The 13,301-nt window shown below is 40.8% G+C and carries 7 protein-coding genes; 2 read left to right on the forward strand and 5 right to left on the reverse strand.

The features are described 5' to 3' along the window. Window positions 1-69: 69 nt before the first annotated feature. The 3 genes from MWU78_RS17815 to MWU78_RS17825 all read right to left on the reverse strand — a co-directional run bounded on the left by MWU78_RS17815 (window position 70) and on the right by MWU78_RS17825 (window position 9,721). Window positions 70-408, reverse strand: a complete 339-nt coding sequence (locus MWU78_RS17815) for a GIY-YIG nuclease family protein (protein ID WP_247000257.1) — start codon at window positions 406-408, stop codon at window positions 70-72. A gap of 21 nt (window positions 409-429) precedes the next feature. Continuing rightward, window positions 430-768 carry a GIY-YIG nuclease family protein gene (locus MWU78_RS17820; RefSeq protein ID WP_247000259.1) on the reverse strand — a complete coding sequence of 113 codons (339 nt, stop codon included), beginning with the start codon at window positions 766-768 and terminating at the stop codon, window positions 430-432. A gap of 289 nt (window positions 769-1,057) precedes the next feature. Beyond that, entirely contained in the window at window positions 1,058-9,721 is an 8,664-nt protein-coding gene (locus MWU78_RS17825; protein WP_247000260.1) for a T9SS type B sorting domain-containing protein, read from the reverse strand. Window positions 9,722-9,856: 135 nt separating this feature from the next. Here MWU78_RS17825 and MWU78_RS17830 point away from each other — a divergent pair, with 135 nt between their 5' ends. Both MWU78_RS17830 and MWU78_RS17835 read left to right on the forward strand, forming a co-directional pair. Next, on the forward strand, window positions 9,857-10,978 hold the full coding sequence (locus tag MWU78_RS17830; protein WP_247000262.1) for a PQQ-dependent sugar dehydrogenase: 1,122 nt from the start codon (window positions 9,857-9,859) through the stop codon (window positions 10,976-10,978). A 42-nt stretch (window positions 10,979-11,020) separates the two neighbouring features. Next, window positions 11,021-11,425, forward strand: a complete 405-nt coding sequence (locus tag MWU78_RS17835; protein WP_247000264.1) for a cytochrome c — start codon at window positions 11,021-11,023, stop codon at window positions 11,423-11,425. A gap of 2 nt (window positions 11,426-11,427) precedes the next feature. Here MWU78_RS17835 and MWU78_RS17840 read toward each other — a convergent pair whose 3' ends face one another. Both MWU78_RS17840 and MWU78_RS17845 read right to left on the reverse strand, forming a co-directional pair. After that, window positions 11,428-12,243, reverse strand: a complete 816-nt coding sequence (locus MWU78_RS17840) for an N-acetylmuramic acid 6-phosphate etherase (RefSeq protein WP_247000265.1) — start codon at window positions 12,241-12,243, stop codon at window positions 11,428-11,430. A 284-nt stretch (window positions 12,244-12,527) separates the two neighbouring features. Further along, window positions 12,528-13,277 carry a DeoR/GlpR family DNA-binding transcription regulator gene (locus MWU78_RS17845; RefSeq protein ID WP_247000267.1) on the reverse strand — a complete coding sequence of 250 codons (750 nt, stop codon included), beginning with the start codon at window positions 13,275-13,277 and terminating at the stop codon, window positions 12,528-12,530. Between the last annotated feature and the right edge of the window lie 24 nt (window positions 13,278-13,301).

Raw genomic sequence — 13,301 nt, forward strand, 5'->3', positions numbered from 1 at the left:
TACGTAATACCGTGAACGTTTCTCGCTATATAAAATATAAACGAACATATTCTATCTTTCTTGGGGTGGTCACGCCCAAAGCGTGACGACCTCCGCGTCCCAAACGCGGCGCGATAACAATACCATTGGCTTTGCAAGCCGGGCTAGACCTGCCACGCCGTCAGCGTGGTACACCCCGAAATGGTCATCTATAAAACGTTTTGCTCCTCTTTTCTTTATTCGCCGCTCCAAAATTAAGGCTTCCGAGCGGGACAATACTTCCAGTTGCAAAACTAATTTCCAAGGGGCTCCACTCTTGGTAGAAGGAACAATCCCGAGGTTATGTCTTTTCAATCTTTTTATTGTATCCGTAGTCTGACCTACGTAATACCGTGAACGTTTCTCGCTATATAAAATATAAACGAACATATTCTATCTTTCTTGGGGTGGTCACGCCCAAAACGTGACGACCTCCGCGTCCCAAACGCGGCGCGATAACAATACCATTGGCTTTGCAAGCCGGGCTAGACCTGCCACGCCGTCAGCGTGGTACACCCCGAAATGGTCATCTATAAAACGTTTCGCTCCCCTTTTCTTTATTCGCCGCTCCAAAATTAAGGCTTCCGAGCGGGACAATACTTCCAGTTGCAAAACTAATTTCCAAGGGGCTCCACTCTTGGTAGAAGGAACAATCCCGAGGTTATGTCTTTTCAATCTTTTTATTGTATCCGTAGTCTGACCTACGTAATACCGTGAACGTTTCTCGCTATATAAAATATAAACGAACATATTCTATCTTTCTTGGGGTGGTCACGCCCAAAGCGTGACGACCTCCGCGTCCCAAACGCGGCGCGATAACAATACCATTGGCTTTGCAAGCCAGGCTAGACCTGCCACGCCGTCAGCGTGGTACACCCCGAATTTTGATAGAACTGAATATTTTAATTGGAAAATTCAATCCTATTTTTTCGGACTGCAAATATAGCATAATCCTTCTAAATACAAAGTTATAAGGCATAAAAAAGGGCGCTAAAAATTTTAGTGCCCTTTTCATGGAAAAATACAGGTAATATCTGTTCTATCTATAGAGGGTAAAATGTCCGAAAAATTGCTGTTTATCTTCATCGTTCGCATTCACTTCATACCAATAGTCTCCAGAAGGCACTGCCTTGCCCTCATAATTACCATCCCATCCGGATACCTGGTTCAAAATGGCCACTACCCTTCCATAACGATCATATATCTTGACTTCAATATTTGGAAAATAATCCCTATTTCCTGGATACCATTCATCATTCATATTATCCCCGTTGGGTGTAAAGAAATTGGGAACCTCCAACATACCAGTGAACTTAAAGGGTATGGTTATGGTTGCCTCACACCCCATTAGATCTACCACTCTTACATTAACATTGGCATCTTGATTGGATAAAAACACATTTACTGCGCCATAGGAATCCCCTTGGAAAAAATACTCATAACCTCCATAGCCCCCTGTGGCCGTAGCCGTTACCTCATTAGGACCAGTTTTTATTGCCGTCAAGGTCAGGGGCTCATAGGCCTCCACACTAAAGTCAATAGATGTTGCACATCCATTTTCATGGTAGATATAAACAGTATGGTCACCTGCGCTCAAATCACCAAAAACTGTTTGTGTATTGGCCATGGTCATATCGTCAACATCCAATGAAAATAACAATCTTGGCATTAAACTAGCATCCGTCATACGAATGGTGACCGTACTATTGGGGAATATCCCTTCACAACCGTATTCCACAATCGGCTCAGAACTTAGGTCTACACCGATCATGATCGGAACCACTACGTTTGACTCACAACCCATGGCATCCTGAACAAACACCACATATGTTTCTCCTCCCATAAGGTTATCGAAAAACAAAGTATCGTTTCTAACAAAAACTTCATCCCCAACAGAGTTTGGACCAATCATCTTCGTCTCGTAATATTCTACCCCGCTCAAGGCATCCACAAAAGGCGTTCCTCCCACTATAGTCAGCTGTGCGGAACCGTCCGAAGCATTAATACAGGTTTCCGGTGTAGTTTCCACATTGGCCACTAACAATTCTTCCGGTTCCGTTAGGATCAACGTACTTTTCTCACTACAACCTTTTTCATCTTGAATTAATATTTCATAGGTCCCTGGAGCAAGGTCGGTAAACATAAATTCATTAGGGTTCAAGGGGTCGCTGAAAAATTCGTTAAAGTCTGGCGAAATAGCAAACTGAATCAACCCCTCCCCTCCTGATGTCACTTCTATACCAATGGAACCATCCATCAAACCATTGCAAGTAATCGGGTTGGACACTATGCTAAACTCAATTGGAGCTGGCCGGACAATTTCTAATGGACCTTTTATATCACCGCAAATTAGTCCACTTGTAACACCAATATAATAATCTGTTCCCTCAGGCAAGCCTTCAAAAGTACCATCATCCTGCGCAGGTCTAAAAATACTGGAAGATGCATTTGGAGAAAATGGATTTCCAGGATCTCCCAAGTATAGGGTATACTGATAGTTCCCTACACCACCGGCTGCGAACGATTCAATCCTACCATCCAATTCAGAGGCACAGGAAATGTCATCTGGTAAATTAGGAACTAACTCAACTTGTTCCGCATCTACAAGACTTATCCCTTGAGACCGAACATTATTACAAACATTAAGGCCCAAAATATCCTTCTTACGAATATCATATTGATAAAATCCAGGTCCAACATCAATCAATGCAAAACTACCGATCATGTCCATATATGGATCAGCGGGTGCCGAATCATAAGCCCTATATTCATATGCAAAACCCACTTCCGGGTTCTCCACACTAAGTCTTATTTGCCCATGTCCACCACAGCCTGGGGCCTGAACCTGTACTAATCTAGGTTGAATAGGTGGTGGCGGATTAACATAATATGGTTGCGTAATACCAATACAACCATAACTTGATGAAACTTCTATAGCATACCAGCCTGCACTTATAAATCCTCCAGTTGTACTTTCAAATGTTGGCGCATCTTGCAGTCCACTTCTGGACAACTCGTCAATTATATCGTTGCTGCCCAAATAGATCAACTGGTATTTATAGCCTGCTCCCAAAACACCGCCCGAAGCTCCTGCCGTTGCGGTTAAAGCGTCTCCCGTTGTGGGGTCAAATGCCTCCAGGACCGCGTTGTTACCTCCAGGACACACCAAGCTTTGCGGTTCCCTTATACCCGCAATGATGGGGTCAATAGAACTTAACAAAACATCAAAAGTAGCCTCGCACCCCTCTACATCCCTAATTGAAATCCTATAATTACCACTAGCAAGATTATCAAACTCATTGTTGGTGCCAAAAACAATAGTTTCAACAAAGTTATTGCTCCCCAATGGGGTTTCTATAGAAAGGGAATACTCATAGGGCACAATATCCCATCCTCCTAAACCTGTAGCCTCTATCTTGCCCGTATTGTCGTTACAACTAACGTTGCCTATTTCCAAAGCGCTTATGGTTAAAGGTCCGTTTGGCGTTCTTATGGTTGCAACATTGCTGATTCCAGAACACTTTGGATTTCCTTGCTCCTTAACAACTACTCTAAAACTACCTCCAGGAAGATCTGTTATTACTGCTGGGTTTCCTGAAACTGACATATCAATAATTCCATTCCCATTGGTAACCGGAGTGGATCCTGAAAAATCACCTCCATTGGTAAAGCCAATATCATTAGGACGATATATCCAATATTCATAAATCCCACTATACGGTTGTAATTCAATATTTAATGCGCCATCATCCGCTCCAAAACAACTAACAGGCTTGGCTTCGGCTATGGTTACAGTAGGTACAATGGGTGCATCAACAAAATGCGGTTCTATTGGGTAGTCACACCCTCCTGCATCAGAGATGAGTAGGCGATATTCCCCTGCCTGCATTGGAAGATCAAAAGTCACAGAAGACCCACTAGGTTGATTCACATCGGAAACAAAAACAATCGAAGATCCTTGATCTCTAATTGTGAAATTTAAAGTTCCAGTTACGGTTACTGTAATATTTTCAGGGTCTTCACAATTCATAGGCGTATTCCTAGTAATTACCGCAGTTACATTACTTGGTGGATCTAACACAATCGGAGCCGGAATCACAAATTCACAACCATTATTATCCACAGCATATACATCAAAGGTCTGTTGTGACCCTGTGTCTATAATTTCAAAATCAAATGTATTCCCTCCCGTCTGATAACTATCTGTCGCATTCAGCTTATATCCATAAGGTCCACCATTTCCGAAATCAGTTACAGTTGCTGTGATTGTAGTTGTACTAAAACGGTTTGCACCAGTTTCGCATAGGAACGGCGGTGCACTGGCAACTATAGCAAATATCGGAGGCTCTATAATTACAACCTGCTGCTGATCAATACAACCTCTATCAGTAACAACTTCAACTACATAGGTATTGGGCCCTAATCCGGAAAACGAACCGGATACATTGGTTGCAACAGGGGTAGCGGCCCCGGACAATGGCAAGCTGCCTACATACAAATTGAACTCTTGGATACCATCAGTATCCGTATTAGGTACCAATGAAACATTTATGCTACCATCACTTAGACCATTACAACTCACATTACTTTCTCCCGTGCTAAATATCGATGGTTGCACAGGAGCCAAACTAATAATGTCTTCTACCAGATAAGAACACGCTACAGCTGGAATACCTCCTGTTACCTCCCTATCAGTAACCAGAACCTCATATGTTCCTGGCAATAAATTACTAAATACACCATTATTGGTTTGAGTGTAGGAAACAGGATTTCCTAAATAATCTGTTCCCGTTAACAGATATTCAAAATCACCACTACCACCATCTGCCGTGACTGTTATCTCTCCATCATTATCCTCACAAGTAGGAGGTTGCGTAAATTCCCCAAAGGCTGATAGGACTTGGTATACCTCAGCAACGTCGTTTACAAAGCATCCATTTGCATCGATTATATGCACTGGAAAGCTTCCTATTCCAAACACTGTAAATGTAGCCTGTGTTGGAGATCCTGGAACATAAATTGGTGTTTGACTTACTCCATTTAAGGTAAACGTAGGTGTGTCGATATTACCAGGCATTTCAACTATTATGGTAAATCCACCTGCGGGTGTTGTAACGTCACACTGGTTATCTACCGTAATATCAGGTGCTGGCAATGGTGGATCCATTTGAATAACTGCCGCGGACGTGCGGTACTCACAATTACGCGAATCCCGCACCCATATATCATAATTTGTTCCTGGCGCCAATGAACCTGCCAATGCTACTGTAGAAATATTGCTAAAATCATCCGAAAGGTCCCCTGGAGTAAGTGTACCATCCCTGTCGACAGCTGCTCCGGAAGGAACAAAAGCATATTCATAGGGGCCACCAGCTCCTCCGCTACCTCTAACTGTAAGTTGCCCAAGCGCATTACAATTAGCATTTTGATTGCTAATCACGTCTACTCTAGGTGAATTGGTAAATATTGTAATGGTATCACCATCAGCGCATCCGTCGGTATCTACCACTACAATTCCGTAATTACCTGGCTCATATCCTATAAACGATCCTGTCGTAATAGCGGTTGTCCTTGTGTCCACTACCTCACCCGTATCTAAATTTGTCAGCTCAATTTCCAAGCTTCCTACCGCACCTGTAACTGTATAATCTAAATCATATTTTATTTGACCGGTCGGGTCACAAGCACCATCTACAGAAGTTAATGCCACCTCTAAAGATGAGGCTCTTTCAGGGGATTCTATAATTTGCTCATAGTAACACCCTGTTCCCTGATCGAACACTTCTACCGTAAAAGACTCACCTGCCTGTATATTTGGGAAACAATGATTTCGAACTATAGGAGCTCCCCCCAAAGGAATCCACGAATTGGCTGGTATTTCAACCCTACGAATATTAAAAGGCCCCGTACCGCCCGCAATGTCCACACAATGTGTAAAACCAGCTGCATTACAAGTGGTCGGGATAGTTGGATCCGGAATAATAATGACTTCGTTGGAGCCTATTGTTAAAGAATCTTCATCCACACATCCCCTAGAATCGATAGTAATTACACGATAATTACCTTGTACCAAAGCGGAATCTTCAATCGTTAAAGGAATATCTGCTGCAGTAATATTATGCTGAATATATAATTGATTCCCAAAAACATTTTCAACTATAATCGTAAAGTCTGGTACTCCATCCGCGATATTGTCAATTATCACCCCTCCTGACGCAATGGTTGTTGCTGAACATGTTGCATCAATAGGTGTGATGGATGTGTTTGGTGGATCAATTCCATCGTCTGCAATGGTGACCGAGGCAATTGTAGTAATACAGCTATTGGCATCCTTTACCAAATATTCATAAGTACCTGCAGATAAACTGGAATATACAGTTTGACTACTAAAATTATAAGTATTTGTAGGGTCGGGATTGTTAGGATCTTCCACCAAGACCCCCACCGGCGCCAAAACCACCTGAAAAGGTGGTAATCCGGAAGATACGGTTGGAATTACCTCTATAAAACCACTGTTCGGGTCTGAACAACTAGGTCCAACTGCGCGATGTGTAGCAGCTATTGGTGCAGGTTGTGCAAAAGTAATTGGACTAGAAATATTGGTACAACCGTTATTATCGGTTATCTCTACGGTATAATCACCACTACCAGCAAAAGGCACGGTATAATTGAACGGATTCGAAGGTATGGCACCGCCATCAACGGGATTACCATCCAATAAAATGATATAGGAAGTTGCACTTAAATCAGCGATATTCCCACCATTTACCCGAATTTCCAATTCGCCATTGCCACCACAAGGAATTTCGGTAGCTACATCTAAGTTTATTTGTACTTGAGGCGGAATTCGTACTGTAATGGCATCAGAACAATTATTACCATCCACTACTTCTATAGTGTAATTTCCCGGTACCAAATTATTAAAAGTAAAAGTACCAGCTGTTCCTGGAGTCTGTAATGCTCCGCCATTTATTCTATACTGGTGAGTTCCTAAACTAGCGGAACCGATTGCGGAAGTTACGGTTACCGAGGCCCCATTTATCGCGGAATAACAAAAATCGGTTACACCTTGGGAAATAGTAGGTGCCGAAACCGCTGTTAGGGAAAAAGTATCAGTCTCAATACATCCTTCAGAATCTATTACGGTCAACGTATAATTACCTTCCAAAACTAAATTCCCAAAAGTCCTATTAGTTCTCGGTCCCTGGGTTACAAAACCTGTAGGACCGTCTAACTGATACTTATATCCGCCAAAGCCATTACTTGCTACACCTTGAACCCTACCTACATTATTATTTTGACAGCTCATTGCAGTTACATTAGTTGAAACAGCAAGAGGCAGTGATGGTTCCTCAATAATAAGATCAGCTGTACTTGTACAATTGGTTGTGTTATCCGTAACACTAATAGTATACGTCCCTGCCCCAAGATTTGTTGCAGGCACTTCCAAATTGCTGGTACTTCCACTCAAACCTGTACCAGAAATTGTATAAGTATACCCTCCAACAGGATCAAAACCATCAACAAGAAATGCTCCATAACCATCTGTTTCAGTAGGACAAACTTTTCTGTCGCCACCAGATTTAACTCTGGCCCGTATTGTACTAACCCCTCCCGTTGTAAAACTAGCAGAATAAACACATCCATTATCATCTGTTATTTCAAATTGATAGGAAGTATCCAATATCAAGCTATTAAAAACATTACCCACTTGTGTCCGCGAAATAGGAGACACAATTTCATATTGAGAAATACCTACTCCACTTGTTACATTAACTGTAACACTACTAGTACTAGAAGCACAATTAATATTATCTTGATAAAAATCAATAGCCGAAGGTTGTTCAGCTTCATTTACAACAATGGGCGTTAAAGTTTGATAACAACCTGCATCATCCTTAATATATGGAATATAGGTACCAGGTGCTAAACCAATAAAACTAGTTCCTCCCTGAAAATTAACATTGTCCAAACTATATTCATAACCTGTTCCAGACCCCCCACTTGCAGGGCCAAAATCAATAATTCCACCTCCATTTGCGCAGGTATAATCTTGACTTAAGTTTGCTGAACTTGTTATACCACCAACACTGCTAACCGTAACGGGGGGCAATACCATTGTACAACTAAATCCACCTTGTTGATAACGCACTTCTATATTGTTATAAGTACCATCGGCAACAGGTAACTGTGGAGTTGTTACCCAAGGATCTGTACCTATACTGCGATAAGACAAATTATACCCCTTTGCATCTACTACATTAAAATTTAATTTGGCGCCCCCATTGGTACAGGTACCATCTATTCCACTAACGGTGATGTTAGGTGGAGTTAATTCCTCCACACTCGCAGATGCCGTAATGGTACATCCATTACTATCGGTAATTAAAAAGTCGTAGGAACCTGGACTTGTTACGGTATAGACCGTATTATCGGAATATGTACTACTGCTAGGTCCCGTACCGTTTACTATAAATGTATATGGCGCAGTTCCGCCCGAAGTTCTAACGGTTATGCCCACACTGGCAACACTACAACCAAAACTATTATTGACCTCGGTAGAGGCATCCAATGCTACAATCCCATCTCCTATAACTATAGGGTTTCCATTTACATCCAGATTTTGGGATGGAGGAGAAATCCCTAAGGAAGGGTCTCCTTTACATTGCTGTGTTTCTACCCTTACACTATAGGTGCCAAAACCCACTGCACTAAAAACATAATTGTCAGCGGCAATAAAAGAGGTAAATTCTTGGGGTGCACCAAATTCGTCCAATAGTGTATACTTATAGGGACCAGGGACATTATTGACTTCAACCGAGACGCTTCCGGTATCCCCGCTACACTGCGCATCCACAAATGTTAAATCAATTGCTATATCCCTTTGCTCAATGACAATAGGATCATACAGGTATTCACATGTATTCTGTGTATTTTGCAACCTTGCTTTAACCACATAGGTCCCGGGCGTCAAATTATCAAAAATAGCTCCTTGCCATGGCCCAAATCCACTCCCATTATCAATACTATACTCATAGGCACTGGAAAGATTGGTGATTTGAATTCTTCCCGGAGCACCACAAATAAAATTTCTTTTTACAAATGTTTGGGTTACGGTGCTTTTCTTAACATTAAAATAATAATACGAACCAGTGCCATTTACCCTAACCCTATAGCCTGCACCTGTTGAAGAATTGATGGCGCTCGCATCTATATTAAATGTATTACTAGGGCTTATAGTGGTCCAACAACTAAGGTTGGTATTGGCACATTTATCATCTACATTAAAAACACATCCACCAGTTGGAATAAATTGTTGCCATTCATAACTACTATAGACCCCCTGCAACACCACAAGCCTATCATCAAAGTCACCACAAAGGGAATAACTTGCCATAGAACTGCCGTCATTGCTACAATTTTCGTAAGCATCCGCATTGGTAATGATCGTTGGTAACATCATTGGACTCGAAATGGCATCATCTATAACCTCTTCTAAAATATTAGTGGGAGCGTTATACAGCAGGTTACTTTTTTGGAGCTGAAGATCAGGCAATTCGGTCGAATTTATATTTTCAACCGCAGAACTAACGTCAGCCATAAGCTCGTAAACTATAGAGTTTGCCTTCGATACACTAAACACAATGCTTAGGGCTATCAAAAGTAGGGCATAATATAAATGCCTTGTTTTTTTTGGGAGCATAGGTTAAGTAGGTTTTACAAAATATATTTGGACTTGGGGAAATCAAAGTATATTTTTAGTGTAATAGTTTAAACTTATATTTTATATTTATCTTTAACGTTCTTAGCTACATTATTAATTATTTAACGTTGAATTATGAAAAATAGTATCCCTATTATATTCGTCGCCTTATTGTCGCTAAATTTTTCCTGCGCACAACAAACTGAAAATGAGGTAAATACATCTGATAATCCACCTTTTACGGCTGAACTAATAATCGATGAACTGCAAATTCCATGGGGTTTTACCTTCCTTCCGGATGGCAGTATGCTCATCACCGAAAAGGCGGGCCAATTAATCCATTTCAAGGATGGTAAAAAAAATATGGTGAATAATGTCCCTGCAGTATACAATAGAGGTCAGGGTGGACTTCTGGATGTTGTTTTGCATCCGGATTACGCCAACAATGGATGGATCTATATATCCTTTGCTTCTGAGGATGGTGATGATAAGGGCGGTAATACAGCCATTATCAGAGCAAAACTAAACAACAACAGCCTTACAGATACCCAATTGCTATACAAAGCAACACCAAATACTACAAAAGGACAACACTTTGGATCTAGATTTGCATTTGATGATAGTGGTTATTTATTCTTTTCCATTGGAGATCGTGGAGACCGTGACGTTAATCCTCAGGATATTACCAGGGATGGTGGAAAAATATATCGTTTAAACGCGGATGGGAGTATCCCCTCAGACAATCCTTTTGTAAACACTGAAGGAGCAAAAACAGCTATATTCAGCTATGGCCATAGAAATCCCCAAGGCTTGGTAAAAAACCCTATGACTGGGGAAATCTGGGATAACGAACACGGTCCACAAGGTGGCGACGAAATCAATATTGTTGAAAAGGGCAAGAATTATGGATGGCCGGTAATAACCTATGGTATCAACTATAGCGGCACCCCCATTACGGACAAAACCGAAATGGAAGGCATGGAACAACCAATACACTACTGGGTACCATCCATTGCACCCAGTGGAATGGCTTTTGTAACTTCCGACAAATACCCGGATTGGAAAGGCAATTTATTGATCGGTTCTTTAAAATTTCAATATTTGGAGCGACTAGAGCTTAATGGCCACAAAGTTGTTTACAGGGAAAAACTCATGCCCGACATAGGGCGCGTTCGCGATGTGAGACAAGCACCGGACGGATTCATTTATGTGGCGGTTGAAGGTAAAGGAATATATAAATTGATACCTAAAAAATAATTATCCAGTTACCTTGCCCAACAATATCCAGAAAAGTAAATTATGAAGCTCCTACTATTAACTTATATTTCATCCATTCTCTTATTGTCTATTTTTCTATTCCAAGACAAGGAACTTGAAGAAAGTATAAATAGAGGTGAGGAAATTTATTCCGACTTCTGTATAAACTGTCATATGGCCAACGGGGAGGGAGTTGAAAAAACCTTCCCTCCTTTGGCTAAATCCGATTTTTTGCTCAACAAGAGAGAGGAAAGTATTAGGGGTGTAAAATATGGCCAACAGGGATATATATTGGTTAATGGCGTAGCTTATAACAATGTAATGCCTCCAATGGGATTGGAAGATGAGGAAATTGCAGATGTAATGAACTACATCCTCAATTCATGGGGCAATAAGAGCGACAATATGGTTACTACGGAAGAGGTTTCTATGAACGTCAATAAATAGATTTATCTCTTACTGGCGTCTATCGCATTTTTAACCGAACCGTATTTCTTCAATAATTTTTCTGCCTCGTCGTAATCAATTTTCAGTTCTTCTACCAAATATCGGGTTCCACGATCCACCAATTTTTCATTGGTAAGCTGCATGTTCACCATTTTATTGCCTTTTACCCTGCCAATCCTAATCATTAGGGCAGTGGATATCATATTAAGGACCAATTTTTGTGAAGTTCCGCTTTTCATCCTCGTGCTTCCCGTAAGAAATTCCGGGCCTACATTTACGGCAATAGGAATCTCCACTGCCTGCGTCAAGGGAGAACCAGGATTATTGGTAATACATGCTGTTAACAATCCATGTGCGGCAGCTTCCTTTACCCCCCCAATTACATAGGGCGTCGTCCCGGATGCAGCTATACCCACTACGGTATCGTTCTTTGTAATATCAAAAGCTTCCAGATCTTTCCATGCCTGTAACCCATCATCTTCTGCATTTTCAACGGCCTTTCTTATGGCGATATCCCCGCCAGCAATCAACCCAATAACCCTATCATGTGACAAGCCAAAGGTTGGTGGTATTTCTGAAGCATCCAATATACCCAATCGACCACTGGTTCCGGCACCAATATAAAACAACCTACCTCCTTTATCGAACCTTTCTTTTAATCCATCTACCAATTTGGTTACCTGCGGGATGACCAGAGCCACGGCATCGGCAACTAATTTATCCTCCTTATTCATATTAGTGAGGATGGTATTGGTATCCATCAATTCCAAGTCTGTATAATTTGATGGCAATTCGGTAATCTTTTTATAATCTTGCATATTTTATGGACGGTATTTGGTCTTTAAAAGGTTATTAACGGGCCTTAGATTAAAATTGGATTAGTCAATTCAGCGTATTCAGTTCTCAATTCCATTTCAGTTTTAATCTTCTGTAAATATTTTTTATATCTCACTAAATTCTGTTTCACAAAACAAAGAATACTTTTTAGAATAATGGCAAACTTAGGAAATTTTAATTTTTAACATTACTTCGGCCGTGGTAGTCCATTTAAGGAAAACGGACAATTTAATCATGGCTGCAGCCTTTTAATATAAAAGAGGGTTTAAAGCAATTTTAAATTGACTTCCCTAAAGGCCTTTAATTTATCATCCTCTGGTTCCAGTTCTGTTATTAAGACATCTATTTTGTCCAGGTCACATATTTTGAAGCGCTGCGTGGAATTTAACTTTTCAGAAATTGAAGGGGCTACTATTTTTTTGGAGGCATTAATCATTGCCTTTTTAATTTGTACAATATCCCAATCAAAGTCAGTTACACCATTTTTCACATCGATTGAGTTTATTCCTAAAAAACAGATATCAACCTTAATATCATTCAACATATTAATGGCGCAACCGCCAATAGCAATTTGTGAATCCTTGGACAATTTTCCCCCTACCAATATCACATCAACTTCTGATTTCGACATTAACTGAACTGCAACAGGCAAGCTGGGCGTAAAACAGGTGATTTTCAAATTGGGAGGAATCATCCTTGCAATTTCCATATTAGTGGTTCCTCCACTTATTAGTATAACCTGCCCACTCTTTATCAAAGTTATTGCCTTTCTGGCAATCCGTGACTTATTTTCGAGTGCATATATCTCTTGATTTTCAACTTGATAATTGTTAAACCCCAGTGAAATGGCACCTCCGTGCACCTTCTTTAATTTCTTGGCAACACTTAGCTCCGTAATATCCCGGCGTATGGTATCTACAGAAACACTTAAAAGATCGGCAATATCCGTAAACAAAACCCTGTTATGGATTCTTACCTCATTTAAGATTACCTGTTGTCTCTCGGCTTTCAACATAAAACTATCAATATAATAATTAAA

The sequence above is a fragment of the Arenibacter sp. F26102 genome (genome assembly GCF_023015865.1).
Taxonomy (GTDB): domain Bacteria; phylum Bacteroidota; class Bacteroidia; order Flavobacteriales; family Flavobacteriaceae; genus Arenibacter.

Coding starts and splice junctions, on each gene's coding strand:
- MWU78_RS17815 (WP_247000257.1), bottom strand. CDS start 408: ATGTTCGTTTATATTTTATATAGCGAGAAACGTTCACGGTATTACGTA.
- MWU78_RS17820 (WP_247000259.1), bottom strand. CDS start 768: ATGTTCGTTTATATTTTATATAGCGAGAAACGTTCACGGTATTACGTA.
- MWU78_RS17835 (WP_247000264.1), top strand. CDS start 11,021: ATGAAGCTCCTACTATTAACTTATATTTCATCCATTCTCTTATTGTCT.
- MWU78_RS17825 (WP_247000260.1), bottom strand. CDS start 9,721: ATGCTCCCAAAAAAAACAAGGCATTTATATTATGCCCTACTTTTGATA.
- MWU78_RS17845 (WP_247000267.1), bottom strand. CDS start 13,277: ATGTTGAAAGCCGAGAGACAACAGGTAATCTTAAATGAGGTAAGAATC.
- MWU78_RS17830 (WP_247000262.1), top strand. CDS start 9,857: ATGAAAAATAGTATCCCTATTATATTCGTCGCCTTATTGTCGCTAAAT.
- MWU78_RS17840 (WP_247000265.1), bottom strand. CDS start 12,243: ATGCAAGATTATAAAAAGATTACCGAATTGCCATCAAATTATACAGAC.